Consider the following 25,011-nt stretch of genomic DNA (forward strand, 5'->3'; position numbering starts at 1 on the left):
CCAGGGTGCTGGCCCGGCGGCTAGGCCGGGCAATAATGTACGCGCCCGGCCCAGAATTGGATAACACCCCGGCCGACTTAATTTAGCCAAGAATTAATATCGTTTTTGGGCTGGGCTCCTGGCCGGGCGCCGTGGGCCGGCGGCCGGCTGGCCGGGGTGCCGGCGCCCGCAGCCGCTTTCTTAATACTGAGTATGAACCCCCTTGCCGAGCCGGCCGGCCAGCCCGCTGCCGGGCCGCCCGAGGCCGCGCCCATTGCCGCCGGGTCGGTAACGCCCGCGCCGGGCGCGCCCGGCGGCAGCCCCCGCGAAACCGGGCCGCCGCGCCCGGCCGATAAATTTCCGGTGGTGGCGCTTTGCGGCTCGGCCGGGGCGCTCGAAGCTTTCGAGAAGTTTTTTGCCCACCTGCCCGCCCAAACCGGGGCCGCCTACGTGGTGGTGGTGCACCGCCTGCCCGACCCCGCGCACGGCGAGGCCCTCACCCAGGTGGTGCAGCGCTTTACGCCGCTGCCCGTGGCCGAGGCCCACGACGGCCTGCGCGTGCGTCCCAACCACGTCTACGTCATTCCGCCGGGCCACGACCTGAGCCTGCTGCACGGCAGCCTGTTTTTGCTCAAGCCCACGCAGCCGGCGGGCCGCCGCCAGCCCATCGATTTTTTTCTGCAAACCCTGGCCAAGGATGCCGGCGAGCGGGCGGTGTGCATCATTTGCTCGGGGCTAGGGTCCGATGGCACCATCGGGCTGAAGCTCATCATGGAAAACTTTGGGATGGTGATGGTGCAGGCCCCCGAAACGGCGACCTTCGACGCCATGCCGCGCGCCGCGCTGGCCACCGAGTTTGTCGATTTTGTGCTGCCGCCCGAGCTGCTGCCCGCCCAGCTGCTCGACTACTTCGAGCACCCGCTGCCGGTGCGCCCCCTGCGCAGCCCCGCGGGCGACTCGGCCAGCCAGCCAGCCCACGCGCTGCAGAAAATATTTCTGCTCATTCGCAACCAAACGGGCCACGACTTCAGCTTTTACAAGCGCAACACCGTGTTTCGGCGCATCGAGCGGCGCATGAACTCGCACCAGATTGGCGAGTTTACCCACTACGTGCGCTACCTGCAGGAAAACCCCGCCGAGGTGGAGCTGCTGTTTCACGAGCTGCTGATTGGCGTTACCAAGTTTTTCCGCGACCCCGAGGCCTTCGCCAGCCTCAAAGACCACCTGCGGCCCCTGCTGGCCGACAAGGCGCCCGACAGCACCGTGCGGGTGTGGGCGCCCGGCTGCTCTACGGGCGAGGAGGCCTACTCGCTGGCCATCACCGTGCTGGAGTGCTTTGATGAGCTAGCCCCCAACCACCACCTCAAGCTCCAGATTTTTGCCACCGACATCTCGGCCCAGGGCATTGCCACGGCCCGCGTGGGGCAGTACAGCGAAAATATTGCCGGCGACGTGAGCCCCGAGCGGCTGGCCCGCTTTTTTCGGAACCAAGACGGCCGCTACCAGATTCGCAAAGAGGTGCGCGACACGGTGGTGTTTGCCCTGCACAACCTCAACAAGGACGCGCCCTTCACCAAGCTCGACCTGCTGGTGTGCCGCAACCTGCTCATCTACCTCAACGCCGAGCTGCAGCGCAGCCTGCTGCCCGTGTTTCACTACGCGCTCAACCCCAGGGGCTTGCTGTTTCTGGGGCCTAGCGAAAACCTCACCGGCTACCACGACCTGTTTCAGCCCCTGGATGTGAAGTGGAAGCTATCGCGGCGCAACGGCCAGGCGGCGTCGCTGCCGCACCTCATCAAGTTTCCATTTGCTTTGGCGCGCCGTGCGGCGGCGCCCACTACGGCCCTCATGTCACCCTCCGCCTCCAACCACCGCCAAAACAGCACCTTCGCGGCCCTGGTGCAAAAAAAACTGCTCCTGGCCTACGCCCCGCCCGCCGTGGTCATCAACCCCAAGGGCGAGATTTTGTACGTGAACGGCCGCACCGGCAAGTACCTTGAGCCCGCCCCCGGCCTCAGCGGCATGAACCTGTTTGAGATGGCCCGCGAGGAGCTCAACTTTGAGCTAAGTGGGGCCGTGCACCGCGCCACCCACACCCAGCAAGACGTGACCGTGGACAACGTGCGCGTGCAAACCGAGGCCGGCCAGCAGCTGCTGCGCCTGAGCGTGCGCCACCTGGGCGGCCCCGAAGCCCTGGCCGGCCTGCTGCTGGTGGTGTTTGAGGACCAGCCCACCCCGCGCAAGGTGCGCCTGGCCAAGCAAAACCCGCAGGTAGACCCCGAGCACCGCGATGCCGTGGTGGCCGCCCTCGACAAGGAGCTGCAGTTTACCAAGCATCGCCTCCAAACCACCGTGGAGGAGATGGAAAGCAGCCTCGAAGAACTCAAAAGCACCAACGAGGAGCTGCAAAGCGCCAACGAGGAGCTGCAAAGCACCAACGAGGAGGCCATGACCAACAAGGAGGAAATGCAGAGCCTCAACGAGGAGCTGATGACCCTCAACATGCAGTACCTGGCCAAAACCGAGGAGCTGGGCCAAACGGCCAACGACATGAAGAACCTGCTCGATGCCACCGAGATAGCCATTATTTTTCTCGATAATGACCTCAACATCAAGCGCTTTACGCCGCCCGTGGGCCGCATCATCAGCCTGCTGCCCGGCGATGTGGGCCGGCCGCTGGCCCACTTCACCAGCAGCCTGCGCTACGAGCACCTGCTGCGCGATGTGCAGCAGGTGCTCGACCGCCTCACCAGCGTGGAGGTCAACCTCCAGACTGTGCGCGGCGAGTGGTACACCCTGCGCGTGCTGCCCTACCGCTCGCTCGACAACTACATCAACGGGGCGGTGCTCACCTTCACCGACATCACGGCCTTGAAGCTGCTGGAGGCCCGCTTGCAGGAAACCGCCCGCTTTTGCGAAAGCATGATGGCCACCGTGCGCGAGCCCCAGCTAGCCCTCGATGCCAGCCTCAGCATTCTGAGTGCCAACCAGGCCTTTGCCGACCTGGTGCGCAAGCCCACGGCCGCGCTGCTGGGCCAGCCGCTGGCCAGCCTGGGCGGGGTGTGGCAGCAGCCCGTGCTGCACCAGCAACTGCGGCTGCTGCTCGACCCCCATGTGCCCACGGCCGAGTTTAATGGCCTAGCCCTGGAGGCCGACCTGCCGGGCCAGGGCCGGCAGCAGGTGGTGCTGCACGGCTGCCGCCTGCTGCACCAGGGCCAGGCCACCGGCCAGCTGATGCTGGCCGTGCGCACGCCGCCCGCGGCGGGCTAGCCCACCCGGCCGGCCGGGTGGCCGCCCCGGCCGCAGCATCCTGGCGCCGGGCATTCGCGTTAAGCCAGCTGCTAGTGGCCAGTGGCTAAGCGCCAGGGTCTTGTCTTTTTCTGTGAATACCTACCGCTATGTCGCCGTCTGCCTCCTCCCCCCTCGACCCGCACGCCGCCCTGCAGCACCTGCGCGGGCGGGCCGAGCGCCACCGCATAGTATCGGAAAGCCTGCCGCCCGATGCTGCCCCCGAAGTGCAGCGCCTGGTGCAGGAGTTGCAAGTGCACCAGATAGAGCTGGAAATGCAGTATGAGGAACTGCTGCTAGCCCAGGCCGAGGCCGAAAGAAGCCGCCTGCAATATCTTGACCTCTACGACTTTGCGCCCGTGGGCTACTGCACCGTGGCGGCCAATGGCACGCTGCTGCAGCTAAACCTGCGCACCAGCCAGCTGCTGGGCCGCGAGCGCCAGCAGCTGCTGGGCCGGCGGCTGGCCCTGTTTGTGGCGCCCGCCGCCCGCCACGAGTTTGCCGAGTTTTTGGCCCGGCTGTGGGCGGCGCCTAGCCAGCGCCACAGCATCGAGCTGGCCATGCGCGGGCCCCAGGAAGAGCCGTTTTATGCCCAGCTAGAGGGCCTGGCTGCCCCCGAGGGCGACGACGAAAGCCTGCCCCCCGCCAGCTGCCGCCTGGTGCTGCTGGATGTGACGGCCCGCCGCCAGGCCACCGACACGCTGGCCGCCAGCGAGGCGCGCTTCCGGGCCACCTTCGAGCAGGCCCGCGATGGCATGGTGCTGCTGGAGGGCCTGCACGTGGTCGACCTCAACGCGGCGGCCCTGCACCTGCTAGGGGTGAAAAGCAAAAGCGCGGCGCTGGGCCGGCCCCTGGCGTCGTTCTGGCCCGAGTTTCAGCCCGACGGCCGCCGCTCGCTGGACGTGCTGAGCCAGTGCACGCAACGGGCTCAGGTGCGGGGCTGGTGCCGCCTCGAGTGGATGCGCTACAGCCCGGCCGGCGAAGAAGTGTGGGATGAGATGTCGTTCAACCCCGTCTTCATCAATGGCCAGGCGCTGCTGCACGTGGCCTGGCGCGACATCACCGCCCGCCGCCTCAGCGAGCAGCAGCTCAGCGAAAGCGAAAGCCGCCTGCAAATGGCGCTGGCCGCCGCCGGCGCCGGCGTGTGGGGCTGGGAACCCGCCACCGGCCTGCTCTACCAGGATGCCCGCGCCCAGGAAATACTGGGCCTGGCGCCGGGCACCGAGGCCCCCATTGTGCCCTTTAGCCGGCTGCACGAGGCGCTGCACCCCGCCGATGCGGCCCGCGTAGCGCAGGCCCTGGCCCTGGCCGAGCGCGAGCACGCCCTCTTCGACCTCGAGCACCGCCTGCTGCGGCCCACCGGCGAGGTGCGCCACGTGGCCGCCATGGGCCGCTTCAGCTACGATGAGCACACCGGGCAGGCCGAGCGCTTTACCGGCCTGGTGCGCGACGTGACCCCGCGCCGTACCGTGGAAGAAGAGCTGGGCTATAAAAACCGCCTGCTCGGCAACCTGCTCCAAAACCTGCCCCTACTGCTAGCCCGCCTGGGCCCCGATGGCCGCTACCGCGAGCACACCGGCCGCACCGTGCGCCGCCTGGGCCTGCGCGAAAACGAGCTGGTAGGCCGCCTGGCCGCTGAGGTATGGCCCGAGAGCGCGGCCCACTTTCAGCGCCTACTGAGCGGCGAGCGCGACAGCTACGTAGCCAGCGTGGTGCGCGACGGGCAAACGGTGGCGCTGCAATGCTTCGGCTTCTTCGATGAGGAGCAGCAGGAAGTAGTCATTTTTGCCATCGACATCACCGAGTCGGAGCGCCTCAAGGAAGAAACCACCCGCCTCAAGCTGCGCCAGCAGCAGGCCCTGCTCTCGGCCATCCTCAGCACCCAGGAAGAAGAGCGCCGCCGCATAGCCGAGGCCCTGCACAATGGCGTGGGCCAGCTGCTCTACGCTACCCGCCTGCACCTCGACGCCCTGGCTTCCTCCGAGCCGGTGCGCGCCGGCCAGCAGCTGCTCAAAGATGCCATTGAGGCCACGCGCACCATCTCGTTCGAGCTTACCCCCAGCATTCTCGAAGATTTTGGCCTGCAGGTGGCGCTGCAAGAGCTGGTGAGCCGCATTCCGGCCAGCCTGGCCGTCGACCTCAACCTGCACGGCCTGGCCGAGCCGCTGCCGGCGCTGCTCACCACGGCAGTGTACCGCATTGTGCAAGAGCTGCTTAACAACGTAATGAAGCACGCCCAGGCCCACGAGGTATTCGTGCAGGTATCGCGCGAGGACGACCAGCTGCACATCAGCGTGGAAGACGACGGCGTGGGCTTCGAGGCCGATACGCCCGGCCGCAGCGGCATTGGGCTGGCCGGTATTCGCACCCGGGTGGGGCTGCTGGGCGGCACGTTCACCATCAACTCGCGGCCCGGCCGGGGCACGGGCTTCTTTTTGCAGCTGCCCATCCTGCCCGGCTAGCCCGGGCTGGCGGGCAAACTACGTAGCAGATAATCAGCGTTTTTTACGCAGAGAAATACGCGTTTCCGTTGCTTTTTTGTAGAAGCTTTCCCGTAGCTTTGTCTAACAAAATCGCGCTTAAAACCTATTTCTTTTCCTAGGCTATGGGAATCGCTACGCCGTTTACCGTGCGCATGAGCAACCAGCACAACAAAGCGGGCCTCAGCCTGCGCGGCTATTGCAGCAGCGCCGCCACGGCGCAGCAGCTGGAAGAGGCCGTTACGGAGCTGGTAGCCACGGGCTTGCCTTTTATCTGGGTCGATTGCCGGTACCTGGCTTTCCTGAGCTGGCAGGCGCAGCGCGTCATCTTCAACGCCCACCAGCAGGCCCGGCTAGCCGGCTGCACCCTGTACTGGTGCGGCTTCTCGCCGGCCGTGCTCGCCCAGCTGGCCGAAACGGGCCTGCACCTGCTGCTACACGTGCTGCCGGCCAGTAGCTACCAGGGCCCCGCCGCCCTGCTGCAGGAAGTGTCGCCTAGTCCCCGGCCCCCGCGCCCCTGGCTGGGCAATAACTAGGGGCCTAGAGGCGGCGCAGGCCGGCCAGGGCGTTGGCATCGTTGGGCCTGATGAGCAGCACCTTGTTGTAGAGGGCGCGGGCCTCGGCCTTCTTACCCAGGTTGAGGTAGGTCCAGGCCAGCGAAATATTGGTGTCGTAGTCGAACGGGTACAAGCTCACCACCCGCTCGAAGTAACGCGCCGCCTTATCAAACTGCTTGCGGTTGAGGTAGATAACGCCCGCCCAGTAGTTGGCCTGGGTGTTCTGCGGGTCTACCTGCAAGATGGCCGTGTACAAGCCCAGCATCTTTTCTACCTGCCCCAGGGCGTTGAGCGGCTTGATGAGCCCCAGCTTGGGCTCGATGGCGTAGGGCCGCTGGTCCACGGCCTTCTGGTAGTAAGTGGTTGATACCGTGTAGTTTTTGGCCAGAAAGTAAAGCCAGCCCAGGCGCAGGTTCTGCTCGTACATGCCCGCGTAGGCGGGCCGCAGGGCCGCGATGGCCTCGGCATAGTCGGCCTTGGCCTCGGCGGCGTAGCTGGCGGCAAAGGCGGCGGGCAGGTCGGGGGCCTGCGCCCGGGCGCGGGCCGGGGCCAGCAGCGCCAGGGCAAGGGCGGCAGTGGCGAGGGCGGGCTTTACCAGGTCCATGCGAGGCGGGCGGTGAGGGAGTAGAGCGTGTAGGTAGTGGGGTAATAATCAGCCAGCAAGCGCCGTTCGGCAATGCCGCTGAGGCGCAGGCTAAGCCGCTGGGGCCCCAAGATAAGGAGGCTGGCCCCGGCGCGCCGCCCCAGCGTGTCGAAGAGGTTGTACACGTAGGTGCCGTCGGCCTCGGCCAGCACGGGCACCCGGCCGGCGCTGCCCCAGGCCTCGGCCCACAGCCAGGGCCGCAGCCGCCCGCCCGCGCCCGCCAAAAAATTGGGGTAGGCCCGCCCCGCCGAGCCCACCACGCTGCCCCGCCCAAAGCCATAGAAGCCCGGCCGCCCGCCCGGAAATACCGTCAGGCGCACATCGGCCTGCACCCGGGCGGTATCGGTGAGGGTGCCCGCGTACAGGCCCGCCTGCACCACTAGCGCGGGCCGGGCGTAGGCCAGCGCCAGGTAGCCCAGGTGGTTGACGCTCTGGCTGATGTAGTGGTAGCCGGCCTTCACTTGCCAGCGCGGGGCTAGCTGCGCCAGCAGCAGCGCCTGGTACTGGCTCTGGCTGATATCGCGCGCATCGGCCTGGCCAGGGTAGCCGTGGCGGGCCAGCTCAATATCCTGGTGGTAGTAGCTCACGCTCTGGCTTAGGCTCAGGCGGGGGCTGAGGCGGCTGCTCACCCCTAGCCGCCCAAAGCCCGCCGCCCCGCGCCGCCGCTCATCAGTCTGGATGGTGCTGCCCTCCAGCTCGATGTACGTAATGGCCCGGTGCGGCGCCAGCCGCAGGGCGCGCCGCACCGAGTCGGGCAGGCCGGCAGCCAGCAGCGCGGCCGGCCCCACCTGGCCAAAGGCCAGGTAGCTGGCTACCAGCCCTGCCCGGGCCGCACTATCGAGCGGGTTGGCGCGCAGCGCCACGCCGTAGTGGCGCTGCGCGGCGGCCGGGCGGCCGCTGGCCAGCGCGCCCGCCCCCAGCCGGCGGCGCAGGGCTGGGTAGTCGGTGCCCAGCGCCAGGGCCTGCCGGCCCACCGAGTCGAGGGCGGCCCAGCGGCCCTGGGCGGCTAGGGCCTGGGTAAGGCTGTCGGCGTAGGCAAAGTCGAGCAGGCGCTGGGCGTGGGCGACCGGGCCAGCCAGGAAAATAAAAAGGAGCAGCAGGCCCAGGCGCGGCGCCCCACCCCCGGCCCCTCCCCTTCGGGAGAGGGGAGCCGACCGCAAGCTAAAGGCCGTAGTCATCAGGCTCCCCTCCCCCGGAGGGGAGGGGCCGGGGGTGGGGCGCCACGCTAGGGCTAAGCCAGGCTGTTGTTTCATACCGCGACCTTAATAGTAAAGCTCACGGCTAGCCCCGCTCGCTGCCCGCTGAGGCCCGCCAGCTGCCCGTCCTGGATAACCAATTCGGCTTGCTGCACCAGGTGCTCACGTCCAAAATACGCCACCACTGCCTGGCTGTGCAGCCGCAGGTGGCGGGCCGTGGGGCCGGGGTCGCCATCGGCCCAACTCAGCGAAAAGCCGGGCTGCACAAACCGGAAGAAGGGGGCTAGGGCATCCTGCAGCCAGCTCAGGCCCCAGCGGCGGCCCACGCTCAGGGGCAGGGCCACGGCCTCGGGCTGCGGCAGGTGCAGCAGCGGCACCCGGTAGGCCGCCAAATACAGCCAGTAGAGCGCCGCCTGCCGCGGCCCGTAGTAGGCCGTGAATTGCAGCACCGCCCCATCCTGCTCGAAATACGCCACTGCGCCCGTGGCCTGGCAGCGCAGGTAGCGGGCATTATAGGCATCGGTGAAAACCTCCCAGCGCTGGCCGGCCGTCCCGGGCGGTGCCTCGGCGGGGCGCACCTCCAGCACCTGGCCGGGCGGCAGGTGCAGCGCCCGCGCCAGCTGGGGCTGCACCACGGGCGAGCGCACCACCTCGCCAGCGCGGGGCACGGCGTGGGTTTTCAGCAAATGAGGAAGCGAAAACGCGGAATTGGGGAAAGCCGCTTTGACCGGAAAGCGCCGGCTGGCCGGCTTCTGCACCAGAAAATCGGCCAGCGGGTAGGCCAGCGTGGGCGAGCCGATGGCCGGCGCCGCCTGCACCTGGAAGTGCAAATGCGGCTCGGGCGAGCGCCCCGAGCTGCCGCAGGCGGCCAGCACTTCGCCGCGCCGCACGGCCTGCCCCGGGCGCACCCGCACCGAGTGCGCCCGCAGGTGTGAAAGCTGGGTATAGAGCCCCGCCCGGTGGCGCAGCACCACGGTATTGCCCCAGTTCTGGCGGGTATCGACCTGGCCGATGGGGTTGTCGGGCAGGTGCTCGATTACCTCCTCCACCACGCCGTCGGCGGGGGCCAGCACGGGCTTGTTGTAGCAGTAGTAGTCGCTCAGCAGCAGGCCCTCGTTTTGGTAGGTCTGGCCCTCGGGGTCGGCCACCACAAAGTCGAGGGCCTGGCCCCAGGGGCCCTGGTGAGTGGGGCCGCCGTCGGCGTAGCCTTGGGTGCAGCGCCACTCGCCCAGGAAGGGCAGGGCCAGCGGCACGTAGGTGGGGTCGGCGGGCCGGCGGTCTTGGCCGGCCAGGTGGGCGTAGAGGTTGGCCTCGGGCGAGTAGCGCTGCACCGGCGTGATTACCAGGTATTTACCGAGATTTTCGCGCAGCAGCCACACGTACAAAAACAGCAGCGCGGTGAGGCAATAAGGCAGCGACAGCACCGGCAGCGCCGCCCCCACCCCACCCGCCGGCCGCAGCCAGCTCGTGAGGCCGGCCAGCCCCACGGCCGTCACCGGCAAGCTCAGCGCAGCCCAGCCGTAGCTGCCGGCCGAGGGCAGCGCAAACACTGCCCCCACCGCCACGGCCGCCATTATGTAGTTGGCTCCCAGGTCATACGCATCGGGCGTGCCCAGCAGGTGCGCCAGCCCCCACGCGCCCCCAAAGGCCAGCAGCGACAACGAAAACGCAATGCGCGAGTGCCACAGCAGCCCCGCCGCCACCAGCAGCCCCGCCCAGGCACTGTCTTGCAGCAGCACGGCGCTCAGGGCGCGCAGGTAGGTGGCTAGCGGGGGCGGCCAGCTCAGCTCGTGCAGCCAGCTGGCCCCATCCACTAAGCGCGGGCCGCCCGCGGCGTACAGCGTATTGAGCCACAGCGTACTGGGCTCGGCGGGCAGCAGCGGTAGCTGCCGGCCGGCGGCCAGCAAGAGCCACATCGTGAGCACAAAGGGCAATGACAAAAACGGCAGCCCGCGCCCGCCCAGCCAGCCGCCCAGCGCCACGCTCAGCAGCAGGGCCAGCCCCGCGCCCACTACCACCAGGCCCGCCAGCGCCGGCGCCGGCGCAAAGTAGAGCGGCAGCGCCAGCCCCACCAGCAGGGCATTGAAGCTGTAGGCACCCAGGTCGGTGTAGTCGCGCCGGAAGCCGCCCAGCCGCGCCCCGGCCACCGCCAGGCTCGCCGCCGCCAGCCCCGCCGCCGCGGCCCAGGGGCTGGCCAGCGTGGCTAGCCCCAGCAGCACCGCCAACCCCCGGTGCTGGGAGAAAAACAGCATGCTGTAGCTATGAAGAACGGCGCGGAGGTAGGATGACATTTGCTTGATAATAAATAATTTATAATTAATTGGAATATTGTTTAAGGAGTTTGTAGTGGCTGATAGATGCCGGCTAAATAGTTTATGAATTTCTATTGGCTGTCCTTGCGAGCACAACGAAGTGGAGCGCGGCAATCTTTCCTAATCGCTAGGAGTACTAATCCAACTAAAAAAGGAAAGATTGCTTCGTCGTTCCTCCTCGCAATGACAGACGTTTATATGTTAGTTATTGCGCGCTGCTGACTGCTAAATGCGCCGGCACGCGCTCGTTTTGCTGTAAGTACTCCAGTGTTTCGGCCTCGCGGATAACGTGCGGCTGGCCCTGGGTGTCGAGCAGCAACACGTTGGGCCGCAGCGTGATGAACTGTTGCCACTGGCTCATGTTATAGGCTCCCACGCGGTGTACTACCAGCTGGTCGCCGGCCGCGAGCGGGGGCAGCGCCACGCTTTCGCGCAGCACGTCGATGTTCATGCACAGCGGGCCGTAGAGCACGGTGGGCTCGGGCGGGGCCGGGCTAGCCCGCACCGGGCTGATATGGTGGTCGTACCAGTAGGACGTGAACAGCAGATTCACCCCAAAATCGACTACCGTGGCGCGGCGGCCGTCGGCCAGGCGCTTGGTAGCCAGCACGGTGCCTAGCAGGTAGCCGGCCTCATCCACGAGGGCGCGGCCGGCCTCCAGCACCAGCAGCGGCAGGGCGTCGGGCCGGAAGCCCGCGCCGAGCAGCGCCTCGGCCACGGCGGCGGCGTAGTCGTCGAGGGGCGGCACGGCGTCGGGGCCGGGCAGGTAGCTGCCCTTCAAGGTGTTCTGCGACGGGAAGCCGCCGCCCAAATCGAGGTAGCCGATGGGCGGCAGGCGCAGCTCGTGCTGGGCGCGCAGGGCTAGCGCGGCCAGCTTGGTGGCCGCCGCGCCGTAAGCGGCGGGCTGCAAAATGTAGGTGCCCAGGTGGCAGTGCAGGCCCACTAGCTCCAGCCGGTCGCTAGCCTCGGCCAGCTGCTGCAGGGCCTGCCAGGCCTGGCCGTTTTCGAGGTTGAAGCCAAAGCGGTCCCACTGCGGGAAGATGCCCGCGTCGAGGTTCACGCGCAGGGCCACGCGGGGGCGGTGCGGGCGGCCGGCGGCCACGGCCAGCAGGCGGTGCAGCTCGTCAAAGTTGTCGAGGTGAATGAGGGCGTCGACCTCGGCGGCGCGGGCCAGGTCGGCGGTGGTTTTGCCGGGGCCGTTGAAGATAATCTGCGGGCCAGGCACACCGTTTTGGAGCGCTTTTTCCAGCTCCATTCCGCTCACCACCTCGGCCCAGGCGCCCTCCTGGTGAAAGACGCGGCACACGGCGTTGAGGTAGTTCGTTTTGTACGACCACGCCAGCTGCACCCGCGGGTAGCGCGTGCCAAAGGCCCGCACGGCGGCCTGGTAGCTGCGGCGCAACTGCCTTTCGCTCAGCACAAACAGCGGCGAGCCGAACCGCGCCAGCAGCTCGGGCACGGGCGCGCCCTCCAGCTCGGCTACCGGGCGCGGCCCGGCCTGGGGGCCAAACTTCGAGAGCGGCGCGGCCGTGAGGCGGCGCAGCGTGGGCGGGGCGTAGGGGAGCTTAGGCATTAGGTAGTTAATAAACAGCAGTCAATCAGCAATAAATAAGTTGTCTGTCATTGCGAGGAGGTACGACGAAGCAATCGCAATCGAGCGGCTCATCTTGGTGGGATTGCTTCGTCGTGCCTCCTCGCAATGACAATTTTATAAGTAGTAATCAGTAAGTGTTTACAGCTCTCCCAGGCCGGCTATTTGCTGAAAATCAGTGTAATCAGTTATCAAGTCCCAGGCGTAGCGCACGAAGAGCTTGCCCGCCGCCACGGGGCCGAAATCGGCCACGGCCTCGCCCAGGGCCAGGCGCAGCAGGGCGGCCGGCTGGTTGTGGCCGGCAGCGGCGGCCAGGTATATCCAGGCCGGGAAGCGGGGGTTGATTTCGAGGATAAACACCTCGCCGCTGGCCGTGCGCAGCAGCTCCAGCTCGAAGCCGCCGCGCCACTGGCTGGCCGCCGCAAAGCGCCGCGCCAGCTCGGTAAGGCTCTCATCCTCAATCGTAATGCCGGCCCAGGCCTTGCCCTTGTCGGTGATGGTGAGCTTGCGCATGGGCACCGCGCTGAGCAGGTGACCGCGACCATCGGTAAGGCCGGCCACGTTCAGCTCCTGGCCCTGCACGTACTGCTGGGCCAGCAGCGGCAGGCCCCAGCGCGCGGCTAGCCCCGCAAAAGCCGCCTCGGCCTGGGCTAGCGTGGGCACCACCTGGGCCTCGTACCAGCGGCCCTTCAGCACCAGCGGCCAGCCTAGCGCCTGGCCGGCGGCGGCTAGCTCGGCGGCGTGGTGCAGGGGCTGGGTGGCGGGCACGGGCAGCGCGTGGGCGGCGCCAAACGTAGTGAGGTTCAGCTTATCGCGGGCATCGAGCTGCGCGGCGGTGGGCAGGAAGACGCAGATGCCCAGCGCCCGCAGCTGCGGCGCGAGGCGAATGAAGTGCGGCAGTTCGGCGTCGAAATTGGGGATGATGACCTGCACGTTTTCCTGCTCATTTATATAAGCCAGCCGCTCGAGCAGCGCGGCCGAGCCGGCGGCCGGGTAGGGCAGCAGGTAGGTTTTGGCGAACAGCTCGCGCAGGAAAATGCCTGGTTCCAGGGCCTCGTAGCTCAGGCCGATGAGGCGCACGGCGTAGTCGGGGCTAGCCAGCAGGGCGCGCGCCACGGCCACGCCCGCGCCGGGGCTGTCGGTGGCATTAAGGCCGGTGAGAGCCACGGTGAGCGGCGGGCGGGCGGGGGCGGGCACGGGTAAGAGTGGGGCGCTAGGCAGCGGGCTCAAGCAGTTGAAAAGTACGCAGCTGGGCCATAAAATCGGCGAGGTCGCGCCGCAGCTGGGCTTCGGGCACGTCGTAGCGGGCGAGCAGGCTAGCCACAATGACGGCTTCGGGCTCGCCGGCCCGCAGCAAGGCCAGGATTTCGGCCGCCAGCGGGCTGGCGGCAAACGAGTCGCCGGTGGCCGGGTTGAAGACGAAGCCGGCTTCGCTGGTGGCAATGTTGGGCTTGAGTTTCAAAGAGTTCTACTTGATAAGTAACTAAGTGAGCGTCTGTCATTGCGAGCGCAGCGCGGCAATCGCATCAGGACGAGCCATTCGGATGCGATTGCCGCGCTGTGCTCGCAATGACAGGCGTTTTTAATAAAATTTTATAACCGGATTGAATAGTGGGCACTACTCACGGCAGTACCTCAAGCCAACCCTTATACTTGCGGCCATCGGTGTACCTGATGAGGTAAAAATACGTGCCCGCCGTCGCCGCGCCGCCCCAGCTAAAGCTGCGCTCGGGCGACTGGTACATGAGGCGGCCCCAGCGCGAGAAGATTTGCACGCCGGCAAACTGGGCGTCGCAGAAATCGGGCGGCAGGTCGGGCAGGGTAAACACGTCGTTGCGGCCGTCGCCGTTGGGCGTGATGATGTTGGGCGGGCGGAAGGCCAGCGTATCGGTGGGCCGCTCGATAACGAAGCGGATGGGCCGCGCCAGCGTGTGCGGCGAGCAGGTAGTGCTCTGGGCCAGGGCAAAGTGCACCAGCAGGCCATCGGGGCTGGCCGAGGCCGCGCCGCAGGCGGGCGTCCAGGTGAAGGTGGCGGTGGCCCGGCCCGCCCCGTTTTGGGCCACGAAGGTCATGCCCACGCTGGCCAGGTCGAAGCCCTCGCCGGTGGCCGTGAGGGCTAGCGGGTTGGGTGCCACGTCGGTGCCGAGCAGCGTGGCGGTGTAGGGCTGGCCCAGCGGCACGCGCACCACCGTAACGGCGCCCGGCACTTCGGTCGGAAAGCTGGTGGTGAGCACCGGCGTGGTGCTGGGCGGCGGCGCGGCCATGAAGGCCACCTGCACGGTATCGCGCTTGGGCAGCGAGCAGCCATTATCAGCTACCAACACATTGAGCAGGTACACTTTGCCCTTGGTGTCGGCGCACTCCGGAAAGCAGAGCGTGGCCGAGAGCGTATCGGGCTGGCCGCTGGCGCGCACCGTGCCGCTGGCCGTGGTGGTGAAGCTCGGGGCCGTGGCCGCATCGCTGAAATTGACGGGCTGGGTTGTGAGCGTGAGGGTCGAATTAGGGTCGGGGTCGGTGTAGCGCAGCGTGAGGCAGCGCGGGCCGCCGGGCACCAGGCGCACCGTGTCGCGGCCGGGGCGGTAGGCGCGGCCGTTGGCCTGCACCGTCACCACGGGCGGGTTGTTGCTGGGGCAATTGAGCACGTAGAGCTGAAAATCGCGCCGCGTTTCGCCGATTTTCACGCCCTTGCGGTACTCCGCGCAGCGCACCCCAAACACGAACAAACCCAGCCGGCTGGGCCGCACCGTGAGGCGCCCGGTGTGCGCATCGATGCCCAGGGCGGGGGCGCCGGGTATCTGGTTGGTGGTGCTCAGGCCGGCGGTCCAGGTTACGAGGCTGTAGGGCGCGGCGGCGGGCAGCGGAGCCGGCGTAGTGGCCGTGGCGTGGCCGTTGAGCGGCGTCACCATGTCGTAGGCCAGCGAGTCGCCGTCGGGGTCCTGGCCGCCGAAGTCGTAGTAAAACAGGTTGTTAAGGCAAGCATAATCACCCAGCGCCGGGAAGATGCGCGGCGTCGAGTCGATAAACGCCGCCCCGTTGCGCACCACGGCCGGAAACTCCAGGTAAAAGGTTTGGGCCGCCGCGCCGGGGGCAATAATGTTGCTGATGGCCAGGTTGCGGCAGCAGCGCTCCACGGCCACGTAGTAGCCGCTGGCGCCGGTGTAGGTAGCCGCGTCGAGGGTAATATCCTTGGTATACACCAGCTTGCGCGTGCTGAGCGAGCCCACGGCGCAGGCCGGGTTGGTGTAGCTCACGAAGGTGTTGCTGGTGAGCGGCAGCACCACGCTTTGCAGCTGGCGGTTGGTGGCCTTGTCAAAAACCCCGGCCGTAAGCGCCTGGTCGAGCGCCGCCGCGTTGCCATTGATGGCGTCAAAATACAGCGTCAGGGTAAGCGTGTAGGTGCTGCCCGTCTGGTGCTGCAAATCAAGCTCGCCGCCCACAATGTGCGTGGCCCAGGCCAGCTGCGTGGTCAGGAGGAGGCTAGCCAGCAGCAGCCAGCGGCGCCAAATGCGGAGGTAGCCGAGGGGCATGGAGAATGGATGGGAGTAGCGGTTGGGAGGGGGCTGGCGGCGGGGCCGTGGGGGCCAGCGGGTTTAGGCTCGGCGGGCACGGACCTCACCCCCTAGCCCCCTCTCCTTAAGGAGAGGGGGAACTAGTTTTTAGCTTTAGACTTAGCTACTAATCTGTTATAAAGTTAGAATAGAGCTAAAAGCTAGTTCCCCCTCTCCCCAAGGAGAGGGGGCTAGGGGGTGAGGTCGACACCCGCCGAGCCAAAGCCCGACGACCCTAGTTGGCGCCCGTGCCGGTGGTAGTGGTTGTCGTCTTGGTCGTGTCCGTTTTGGTGCAGGTGCCCGACTTGCTGGCCGTGGGCTTGGCGCAGTCTTGCTTGCTGCAGGCGGTGAAGCCGCTGCCGCTGCTGGCAATCAGCAGGCCGAAGCACAGGTAAATAAATGGAGTCCGCATAAAAAGAAAGGGGGTAAAAGGGTGAAAACGAGGTACTCAAAATTGCCACGCAAAGCCGGCGGCGCGCCCGGCCAATCGGCGGTTGGCGGGCTGGCGTCGGCGGTTGGGGGGCTAGCGTCGGCCGGGTGGGCGGGCGCGGCGCCCGCCGATGCGTTGGCGGCGCCCGCCGATTGGCGCGGGCGCGCGGTGCGGCGGCCGCCGTAGTTTGCAGGTGTTTTCAACGCCCGCTTTCCCGTGCCCCTTCGCCTCCTTCGCCCGGCTTCTACCCTGCTGCTGCACGCCCTGGTGTGGGGGCTGGTGGTGGTGCTGCTGTGGGCCCAGCAGCCCGATTACCCCGGCCCCAAGCCTCCCGAGTTCTGGCTGACCCAGGCGCTGGTGTTTGGCCTGCTGGTGGGCTTGTTTTACTTGAATTTGAACTGGGCCGCCCCGCGCCTGCTCTACGGCCGCCGCCTGCCCGCCTACCTGGCCGTGAACGTGGTGGCCGGGCTAGCCATTCTGTTTTTGCATCAGCAGGCCGAAACCCGCCTGCACGTGCCTGAGCTGGTGGCCAGGGGCCGCGAGGCCGTGCTCGACCCGCCCAACCCGTGGTCGGCGCCGCGCCCGCACTTTGCGCCCGGCCCCGCCGAGGCCGAGGGCAGCGCCCTCTTCGACACGGGCGTGCTGCTGCTCACGCTCATGGTGCTAGGCCTCTCGGCTAGCCTGGCCGCCGTGCAAAAGGCCCAGCGCGACGCCGAAAGCCGCCTGGAGCTGGAGCGCCGCCAGGTAGCCACCGAATTATCGCTGCTGAAGGCCCAAATCAACCCGCACTTCTTCTTCAATACCCTCAACAACATCTACGCCCTCACGCTGCTGGATGGCGAGCGGGCCCGCGCCGCGCTGCACCGCCTCTCGCGCATGATGCGCTACGTGCTCTACGAAACGCCCGCCGGCCACACCCGCCTGAGCCAGGAGGTCAGCTTCCTGCGCGACTACATCGAGCTGATGCACCTGCGCCTCACCGACCAGGTAGAAGTTATTTTTGAAACGCCCGCCGCCGACGCGGTCGGCCCCGACCCGTTTATCGCGCCCATGCTATTTCAGCCCTATGTTGAGAACGCCTTTAAGCACGGCGTCAGCGCCTCGTCCCCTAGCCGCATCACGATAGCGCTGCGCCAGCCGGGGCCGCAGCAGGTCGAGATGTGCGTGCGCAACACGCTCTTTGTCAACCACCAGCCCGAGGCCGATGAGCCCGGCGGCATTGGGCTGGCCAACACCCGGCGCCGCCTCGATTTGCTGTATCCCGGCCAGTACACCCTGCGCGTCATCGCGCCCACCACCCAACACGAGTACGAAGTATGTCTCAGCCTGCACCTGCGCCCCTAGCCGCGCCCATTTCCTGCATCGCCGTCGATGATGAGCCCCTGGCCCTGGGCCTGGTGTGCTCCTTCATCGAGCAAACGCCGTTTCTGAAGCTCGTGGGGCGCTACGCCAGCGCCGTGGCCGCCTTGCGCGCCCTGCACGAGCAGCCCGAGGTCAAGCTTCTGTTTCTGGATATCAAGATGCCCGACCTCAGCGGACTGGAGCTGGCTAGGGTGCTGCAGGGCGGCGGGCAGCGCGTCATCTTCACCACGGCCTTCAACCAGTATGCGCTGGAAGGCTTCCGGGTCGATGCGCTTGATTATCTGTTGAAGCCCTTCAACTACGAGGAGTTTCTGCGGGCGGCCCTCAAGGCGCGGGCCTTCTTCGAGCCCCGGCTGCCGGTAGCCCCGGCCGCCGCCGCGCCGGCCAGCCCCGCCCCGCCGCCCGTGGAAGACCACATCTACCTCAAAGTAGAATATCAGCTCGTGCGCGTGATGCTGGCCGATATTCTCTACGTGGAAGGCCTCAAGGACTACGTGAAGGTACACCTGGCCAGCCAGCCCCGGCCGCTGCTCTCGCTCACCAGCCTGCGCAGCATGGAGGAAAAGCTGCCCGCCGGCAAATTTATGCGCATCCACCGCAGCTACATCGTGGGCCTCGACCACGTGGCCGCCGTAGGCCGCGGCACGCTGCAGGTGCGCCAGGAAACCCTGCCCGTGAGCGACGGCTACCGCGAGGCCGTCGATGCCTTTTTTGCCCGCTGGAAGTAGCCCCTGCCGGCCGCATAAAAAAGCCCCCGTTGCCCCTGGCAGTGGGGGCTTTCTTATGCGGCCGGCCCACGGTAAAACCAGAAAGAAAACGGATTTGAGTATAAATACCTGTTTAATTAAAGATTAAAAAAATAATGATATTGCTCACTTTTTAAGGTTAAGGTGGGGCAGTCCTTTGTGGCTGAGGAAAAACAAATTTTCCTTTTCATAATCCCAATCGCCTTTACCCTATGAGAACAAAATTCTACCACCGAAGCGGGCAGTTGCCTGCCTGGCTGCTATTGGGGGCCAGCGGGCTGCTGGCTAGCCCGGCCCTGGCCCAAACGCCGGCCACCTTTGCCCCCGTAGCCACCACCGGCACCGGGGCGGGTAGCGCGCCCATCAGCCTGGCGGTAGCCGACGTAAGCGGCGATGGCAAGCTGGACCTGCTGTCGGTTGACCAGCAAAACAAAAATGTTAACGTGCAGCTGGGCACGGGGAGCGGCAGCTTTGGCCCGGTCACGGCGTTCAGCACCGGCGCCGGCATTCCGTGGGGCATTGTGGTAGCCGACGTAGACCGCGATGGCGCGCCCGACCTGCTCACGGTTAGTACGGGCACGAATACCGTTGGGGTGCGGCGGGGCACCGGCACCGGCTCCTTCTCCATCTACCTGACTGAGTTTAGCACCGGGGCGGATAGCGCGCCCATTGGCCTTGCGGTAGCCGACGTGGATGGCGATGGGAATTTGGACGTAGTAACCGCTAACAGCAACGGCGACTCGGCCGGGCTGCTGCTGGGCACCGGCAGCACCGGCAGCAACAGCTTCCGCACCGTAAGGCCTTACAGCACCGGCGCCGGCGGCCATCCGTACCAGATAACGGTGGCCGACGTGAACGGGGATGGCCGGCCCGACCTGCTGGCGGCCAATGCAAATACTAATTCCATCGGCGTGCTGCTGAACCTGGGCTTTAACACCTTTAGCGCCGCTACGTCTTTCAGCACCGGGGCGGGCAGCGCGCCCACCGACATCGTGGTGGCCGATGTGAACGGCGATGGTCAGCCCGACCTGCTTACGGCCAATAATTTCGGCGCGGCGGTTGGGGTACTGCTGGGCACGGGCACGGGCACCTTCGGCCCGGTTGTGCCCTACGGCACCGGCACCGGCAGCGCCCCCTTTAAGCTGGCGGTGGCCGACGTGAACGGCGATGGCAGGCCCGACCTGCTCGCCGACAACCGTGGCAGCGACGCCGCCGGGGTGCTGCTGGGCAACGGCGATGGCACCTTTGGCCCGGTTACTCAACTCAGCGTTGGGGCGGGTAGCCACCCGCAGGATATTGTGGCGGCCGACGTAAATGCCGACGGCAAGCTCGACCTGCTGACGGCTGACTTCAACACGAGCGCGGTGGGGGTGCTGCTGAACACGACCAACACGGCCGCGTTTTCGACGCGCTATACCTACACCGGAGGTACCCAGACGTATACCGTGCCGGCGGGCGTCACGCGCCTGGCAATAGTAGCCGTCGGCGGCCAGGGTGGCGGCTACGAGCAGCGGGCCACAACGTATCCTTATGGGTTGGTACTAGGGCCATCTGCCCCCGGGGCCAAAGTGCAAGCTACCGTGGCCGTAACGCCGGGCGAAGTACTAACTGTGGTTGTGGGCGGGACCGGCGAGAGTGGGAGTAGCTTTGCTCCAAGGCCTAATAATTATCATCTGGGTGGCTATAACGGTGGGGGGCGCGGAGCGCTTAGCAGCGACGCCAGCGGGGGCGGCGGGGCTACCGACGTGCGCCGACAAGGGACGCGCACCAGCGACTATCTCGCCAGCCGTAACGCCCTCGTAGTGGCGGGCGGCTCGGGCGGCAATGCCAGAGCAGTTGTTGGGGGATACCCAGGGATTCCGAACGCGCCGGGTGTTGGCGCGGCTAGTGGGGCCACGCAAACCGGCCCCGGGGTAGGGAGCGCTTCGCCCGTTAATGACGGCCGGAGTAGCGTAGGAGGAGATGGCATAGGCACCGGCGGGCCTAGCGATGGGGCCGGGGGCGGGGGTGGCTACTACGGCGGCGGCGGCAGCGGCGACCCCGTTTACGGCAACAACACCGCTGCTGGCGGCGGGGGCGGCTCGTCGTTTGCGGCGGCTGGTAGCACGGATGTTACCTACACGATTGACCGCAACCTGGCAAGCTCCGTGACCCTGACGCCAGTTGCTGTCACGTATCCCGACCTCGTGGTAGCTACTACCACTTCCATCGCGGCGGGCACCTACAACTCTATCACCGTAAACAGTCCCGGCGTGGCCACGCTAGGGGGCAACGTAACCGTGACCAGCAGCGTGACCGTGAACACCGGCGCTACCCTCAACGACGGCTGCGCCGTTATCAGCGGGGCGGGCACGTTTACCTTGGCAGCGGGCGGCACACTAGGCATCTGCAACGCGGCCGGTATCAGCAGCAGCGGCGCCACCGGCGCGGTGCAAACCACCGGCGCACGCAGCTTCAGCACGGATGCCAGCTACGTCTACAATGGCACGGCTTCCCAACGCACAGGTACCGGCCTGCCCGCCCAGGTGCGCAACCTGAGTACCGCCAACGACAGCACGGTAGTCCTCTCCGCCGCCACCCGCGTGGCCGAGCTGCTGACGCTGGACGCGGCCGGCAACCTCGTGCTCAATGGCCAGGCCCTCACCCTGCTGTCTTCCGAAGATGGCACGGCCCTGGTTGTAAACCGGGGCACGGGCATTGTGCAGGGCGCCGCCACCGTGCAGCGCTACCTCGACCCTGGCAAGAACCCGGGCCTGGGCTACCGCCACTACGCCGCGCCGGTGAGCGGCAGCACCGTGGCCGACCTGGCCACCACCGGTTTTGCGCCGGTGCTCACCCAGAGCTACAATACCTCGGCCACGCCGGGCGCCACCACGCCTTTCCCCACGGTGTTTGGCTACGACCAGGGCCGCCTGGCCACGGTGAGCAGTAACTACCCGGCCTTCGACAAGGGCTTCTTTGTGCCGGCTAGCCTCAGCACGCCGCTGGAGGTGGGCCGGGGCTACGCCGTGAATATCAATGGCACGCAGCTCGTCGATTTCACGGGCACGCTCACTACGGGCAATCAAACGCTGACCCTGGCCCGCAACGCCGGGGCCACGGCCGCCGACGCGGGCTGGGCCTTGGTGGGCAACCCCTACCCGGCGCCTATCGATTTCCGCAGCCTCACCGATGGGGGCCTCGTGGGGCTCGATGCCAGTATGTATGTCTTCGAAAGCAGTGGCCAGTACGTGGGCCAGTACCGGGCCTACGTCAATGGCCTGGGCGGCAATCCGCTCGTGGGCAGCAGCCAGGGCTTTTTTGTGCGGGTGAGCAGTGGCCAGACCAGCGGCACCATCGCCTTCCGCAACGCGCAACGCCTGACTTCCTTCGCCAATCAGGTAGCCGTGTACCGCACCGCCGCCGACCCGCGCCCCCTGGTGCAGCTAGAGCTGCGCGGGGCCAGCGGCCCTGCCGACGTGCTCTACGCCTACGCCGAGGCCGGTGCCACCCCTGCCACCGACGCTGCCTACGACGCCGTGAAGCTGCCCAACCCTACTGGTTTGAACCTGGCTAGCCTGGCCGCCAGCGGCGAAAGCCTGGCCATCGACGGCCGCCCGGCCTTCACGGCCGCCACGGTTATTGCCCTCACGGTGGGCGTGCCTGCGGCCGGCACCTACGCGCTGCGCGCCCCGGCCCTGGCCAACCTGCCCGCTGGCCTCGCTGCCTACCTGCGCGATGCCCAAACCGGCCAGCTTACCAGGCTGAGCGCGGGCACGAGCTACACCTTCAGCGCCAGCACGGCCGAGGCGCAGGCCACTATTGTGGGGCGCTTCAGCTTGCAGTTCGGCGCGGCCTCGCCGCTGGCTACGACGCCAGCCTTGCTAGCCGCTGAGGTAAGTGTGTACCCCAACCCGGCGCACGAAAGCTTCGTGGTAGTGGTGCCCGCCGTGGCCGGGGCCAGCCAGGTGCAGGCCCAGCTCTGCAACGCGCTGGGCCAGGTAGTGCGCACGCAAACGGCCGCCCTGCCCGCCACCGGCGCCCGCCTAAGCGTGCCCACCGGCGCGCTGGCGGCCGGCGTGTACGTGCTGCGCCTGCAAGCCGGCTCCTCGACCACCGCCCAGCGCGTGGTCATTCAGTAATCTTTTCTCCCACCAGGCCGGCCCCGACGTGGGGCCGGCTTCTTCCCTGTTTTGCTGTATGAAAAACCTTGCTTTAACTGCCACCCTGCTGCTAGCCCTGGGTAGCGCGGCCCAGGCCCAGGCGCCCACCACGGGCGGTCCCACGCCCGGTGGTGCCGCCCCCGACCCCACGCAGGTGCCCATCGATGGGGGCGCTTCGCTGCTGCTGGCCTCGGGCGTGGCCTATGGCCTCAAGCGCCTGCGCGACCGCCGCCGAGCCTAGCCGCCGCCCCCTACGCAAAAGTGCCCCGGCTGCCAGGCAGCCGGGGCACTTTTGCGTGCGGCTATTTGCACTGGGCTAGTGAGCAGCCGGGGCGGGCGTGGGGGCCTGCTTCTTGTAGTGCACAGCCGGCAGGGCGCGCAGGCGCTCGGCGGCCTGCTCGGGGGTGATGTCGCGCTGGGCGTTGGCCAGCAGCTCGTAGCCCACCATGAATTTCTTGACGGTGGCCGAGCGCAGCAGCGGCGGCAAAAAGTGCATGTGCAGGTGCCACTCGGGGTAGTCCTGCCCATCGGTGGGGCGCTGGTGGAAGCCGGCCGAGTACGGAAAGCTGATTTCGAACAGGTTGTCGTACCGGATGGTGAGTTGGCTCAGAATATCGGCCAGACCATCGCGCTCTTGGTCATTGAGCTGCGTGAGGTCCTGCACGGCGCGGCGCGGCAGCACCAGCGTTTCGAAGGGCCACACGGCCCAGAAGGGTACCAGCACCACCCAGGTGTCGTTTTCGACTACGAAGCGGGTTTTGGTTTTCTCCTCGATAGCGAGGTAATCGCTGAGCAGCGTGCGGCCGTTTTTGTCGAAGTAGGTTTTTTGGGCGCGAGCTTCCTTGGCGGGCAGGTCGGGCACGGTGCGCTCGCTCCAGATTTGGCCGTGCGGGTGCGGGTTCGAGCAGCCCATCACAAAGCCTTTGTTCTCGAAAATCTGCACGTAGTTGATGTTCGGGTCGGCCCCTAGCGTGCGAAACTCGTCGGTCCACACGTCCACCACCCGCCGAATTTCCGCGATTTCCATCTCGGGCAGCGTCAGGTCGTGGCGCGGCGAAAAGCAGATAACGCGGCAGTGGCCCGTTTCGGCCTCGGCGCGCAGCAGGCCGCCTTCCTCAAACGAGCCGGTTTCGCCCTCGGGCAGCAAGGCCGCAAAGTCATTGTCGAACACGTACTGGTGCTCGTACTTGGGGTTGGTAATGCCGCTCGTGCGCGTGTTGCCGGGGCAGAGGTAGCAGGTAGGGTCGTAGGCCGGGCGCTCTTCGGGCTGCGGCTTTTCCTGCTGGCCCTGCCAGGGGCGCTTGGCGCGGTGCGGCGACACAAGCACCCACTCATCAAGCAGGGGGTTGAAGCGGCGGTGGGGCTGCTCGGTGAAGTCAAACATGGGGGTGGGGAGTTAAAAGGAATGAAAAAACGCCGGCCTTCGCCGGCCCGGAGCACCGCCCCGCGCCGGCCGCGGTGGCGGTAGCCTGGCTAGCCTTCCTCGTTCAGCAGCTCGCCCACGCCGTCGGCCAGCGTGGTTACGTAGGTGTCCAGCTTCAGGCCTAGCTGGTCGTGGTAGCCCTGCTTCATGTAGGTCAGAAATTCCTTTACCTGGTCGGTGGCCACGAGGTTGAGGGTGCAGCCGCCGAAGCCGCCGCCCATCATGCGGGCGCCGTAACAGCCGGGGGCCGAGTGGGCCAGGGTTTCGAGCACGTCGAGTTCGTCGCAGCTTACCTGGTAGAGGTCGCGCAGGCCGGCGTGGCTGGCGTAAAGCAGCTCGCCCACTTCGGCCAGCGGCTTGCCCTCGGCCAGGCGGGCGGTGAGGTCCTGCACGCGCTGGTTTTCCTCCACCACGTAGCGGCAGCGCTTTTCTACCACCTCGCCTATTTCGCCCTTAGCCGCCTCAATATCAGCCAGCGTAGCATCGCGTAGCGACTTAATGGCCGGGTTGTGCTTTTGCAGAATCTCGACGCCCTTGGCGCACTCCCGGCGGCGGGTGTTGTACTCGCTGTCGCCGAGTGCGTGCTTCACGCCCGAGTTGCAGAGCACCAGGCGGCAGGCGCTGGTGTCAAACGGAAAATACTTGTAGTCGAGCGAGCGGCAGTCAAGCTCCACCACGTGCCCGGCCCGGCCAAACAGGCTGGCAAACTGGTCCATGAGCCCGCACATTACCTTGGCGTACTCGTGCTCGGCCATCTGCGAAATGTGCGCCAGCGTCATAGTATCGAGCTTGAGGCCCAGCAAATTATTGAGGCCCCAGGCCACGCCACACTCGGCCGCGGCCGACGACGACAGGCCCGCCCCGCTCGGAATATTGCCCCCGAAGGCGCAGTCGAAGCCCGGCACCTCGGCGCCGCGCTTTAGCAAGCCCGCCACCACCCCTAGCTGGTAGTTGGCCCAGTGGCCGCCCCCGATGGGCGCAATGTCGGCCACCGCCACCTCGTAGGTATCGTCAAAGTCGAGGGCCGCCAGCCGGATGCGGTCGGTGCCGTTGAGGCGTAGCGCAAAGCGGATTTCCTTGTCAATGGCCGCCGGCAGCACCAGGCCATCGTTGTAGTCGGTGTGCTCACCGATGAGGTTGATGCGGCCCGGCGCGCGCAGCAGCAGGGTGGGGGCGGCGCCAAAGCGCTGCTCAAAAGCGGAGGTAAGGGCGGAAGCAGTCATAAGTAGGCGCAAAAGTGGCGGATATTCTTCGGATGCAGGGGTAGCGGAAGCAGCAAAAAACGGGTACGCAGCCGTCGGCCAACCTTTTTTG

17 protein-coding genes are annotated in these 25,011 nt (G+C 66.8%); 7 read left to right on the forward strand and 10 right to left on the reverse strand.

All coding sequences use genetic code 11. The features are described 5' to 3' along the window. The first annotated feature begins 192 nt into the window (after positions 1 to 192). The 3 genes from Q5H89_RS05940 (at position 193) to Q5H89_RS05950 (ending at position 6,283) form a co-directional block, all read left to right on the forward strand. A complete protein-coding gene (locus tag Q5H89_RS05940) occupies positions 193 to 3,249 on the forward strand; it encodes a CheR family methyltransferase (RefSeq protein WP_305018383.1) in 3,057 nt (1,018 codons plus the stop codon). Between the two features lie 128 nt (positions 3,250 to 3,377). Continuing rightward, entirely contained in the window at positions 3,378 to 5,729 is a 2,352-nt protein-coding gene (locus tag Q5H89_RS05945; RefSeq protein WP_305018384.1) for a PAS domain S-box protein, read from the forward strand. Between the two features lie 143 nt (positions 5,730 to 5,872). Beyond that, the gene (locus Q5H89_RS05950) at positions 5,873 to 6,283 is read left to right on the forward strand and encodes an STAS domain-containing protein (protein WP_305018385.1); all 411 of its coding nucleotides are present in this window, start codon (positions 5,873 to 5,875) and stop codon (positions 6,281 to 6,283) included. A 4-nt stretch (positions 6,284 to 6,287) separates the two neighbouring features. On the opposite strand, the gene Q5H89_RS05955 is transcribed toward Q5H89_RS05950, so the two are convergent. The 8 genes from Q5H89_RS05955 to Q5H89_RS05990 form a co-directional block, all read right to left on the reverse strand. Next, positions 6,288 to 6,908 carry a tetratricopeptide repeat protein gene (locus Q5H89_RS05955; RefSeq protein ID WP_305018386.1) on the reverse strand — a complete coding sequence of 207 codons (621 nt, stop codon included), beginning with the start codon at positions 6,906 to 6,908 and terminating at the stop codon, positions 6,288 to 6,290. After that, positions 6,896 to 8,200, reverse strand: coding sequence for a hypothetical protein (locus Q5H89_RS05960; protein ID WP_305018387.1), 1,305 nt, complete (start codon positions 8,198 to 8,200; stop codon positions 6,896 to 6,898). The genes Q5H89_RS05955 and Q5H89_RS05960 overlap by 13 nt, the downstream gene beginning before the upstream one ends. After that, a complete protein-coding gene (locus Q5H89_RS05965; RefSeq protein WP_305018388.1) occupies positions 8,197 to 10,434 on the reverse strand; it encodes an urea transporter in 2,238 nt (745 codons plus the stop codon). The genes Q5H89_RS05960 and Q5H89_RS05965 overlap by 4 nt, the downstream gene beginning before the upstream one ends. Positions 10,435 to 10,660: 226 nt before the next feature. Beyond that, positions 10,661 to 12,028 carry an alanine racemase gene (locus tag Q5H89_RS05970; RefSeq protein ID WP_305018389.1) on the reverse strand — a complete coding sequence of 456 codons (1,368 nt, stop codon included), beginning with the start codon at positions 12,026 to 12,028 and terminating at the stop codon, positions 10,661 to 10,663. A 159-nt stretch (positions 12,029 to 12,187) separates the two neighbouring features. After that, on the reverse strand, positions 12,188 to 13,243 hold the full coding sequence (locus tag Q5H89_RS05975; protein ID WP_305018390.1) for an ATP-grasp domain-containing protein: 1,056 nt from the start codon (positions 13,241 to 13,243) through the stop codon (positions 12,188 to 12,190). A gap of 16 nt (positions 13,244 to 13,259) precedes the next feature. Then, positions 13,260 to 13,508: an HPr-rel-A system PqqD family peptide chaperone gene (locus Q5H89_RS05980; protein ID WP_305018391.1), complete on the reverse strand. Its 249-nt coding sequence runs from the start codon at positions 13,506 to 13,508 to the stop codon at positions 13,260 to 13,262. A gap of 160 nt (positions 13,509 to 13,668) precedes the next feature. Then, on the reverse strand, positions 13,669 to 15,573 hold the full coding sequence (locus Q5H89_RS05985; protein WP_305018392.1) for a gliding motility-associated C-terminal domain-containing protein: 1,905 nt from the start codon (positions 15,571 to 15,573) through the stop codon (positions 13,669 to 13,671). A gap of 256 nt (positions 15,574 to 15,829) precedes the next feature. Beyond that, positions 15,830 to 16,006 (reverse strand): hypothetical protein, encoded by a 177-nt coding sequence (locus Q5H89_RS05990; RefSeq protein ID WP_305018393.1) that lies wholly within the window; start codon positions 16,004 to 16,006, stop codon positions 15,830 to 15,832. A 234-nt stretch (positions 16,007 to 16,240) separates the two neighbouring features. Between Q5H89_RS05990 and Q5H89_RS05995 the strand changes: the two genes are divergently transcribed. The 4 genes from Q5H89_RS05995 (at position 16,241) to Q5H89_RS06010 (ending at position 22,515) form a co-directional block, all read left to right on the forward strand. Continuing rightward, entirely contained in the window at positions 16,241 to 17,368 is a 1,128-nt protein-coding gene (locus Q5H89_RS05995; protein WP_305018394.1) for a sensor histidine kinase, read from the forward strand. Beyond that, a complete protein-coding gene (locus Q5H89_RS06000; protein ID WP_305018395.1) occupies positions 17,341 to 18,114 on the forward strand; it encodes a LytR/AlgR family response regulator transcription factor in 774 nt (257 codons plus the stop codon). Before Q5H89_RS05995 ends, Q5H89_RS06000 begins: the two co-directional genes overlap by 28 nt. A gap of 230 nt (positions 18,115 to 18,344) precedes the next feature. Beyond that, positions 18,345 to 22,253 (forward strand): FG-GAP-like repeat-containing protein, encoded by a 3,909-nt coding sequence (locus Q5H89_RS06005; RefSeq protein ID WP_305018396.1) that lies wholly within the window; start codon positions 18,345 to 18,347, stop codon positions 22,251 to 22,253. 58 nt (positions 22,254 to 22,311) lie between these two features. Continuing rightward, the gene (locus Q5H89_RS06010) at positions 22,312 to 22,515 is read left to right on the forward strand and encodes a PID-CTERM protein-sorting domain-containing protein (protein ID WP_305018397.1); all 204 of its coding nucleotides are present in this window, start codon (positions 22,312 to 22,314) and stop codon (positions 22,513 to 22,515) included. Positions 22,516 to 22,590: 75 nt separating this feature from the next. Here the strand turns inward: Q5H89_RS06010 and Q5H89_RS06015 are convergent, their stop codons facing one another. Continuing rightward, on the reverse strand, positions 22,591 to 23,658 hold the full coding sequence (locus Q5H89_RS06015; protein WP_305018398.1) for a UDP-glucose--hexose-1-phosphate uridylyltransferase: 1,068 nt from the start codon (positions 23,656 to 23,658) through the stop codon (positions 22,591 to 22,593). 89 nt (positions 23,659 to 23,747) lie between these two features. Further along, the gene (gene galK, locus Q5H89_RS06020) at positions 23,748 to 24,920 is read right to left on the reverse strand and encodes a galactokinase (RefSeq protein WP_305018399.1); all 1,173 of its coding nucleotides are present in this window, start codon (positions 24,918 to 24,920) and stop codon (positions 23,748 to 23,750) included. Positions 24,921 to 25,011: the final 91 nt, after the last annotated feature.

It is taken from the genome of Hymenobacter cheonanensis (genome assembly GCF_030581075.1).
Taxonomy (GTDB): domain Bacteria; phylum Bacteroidota; class Bacteroidia; order Cytophagales; family Hymenobacteraceae; genus Hymenobacter.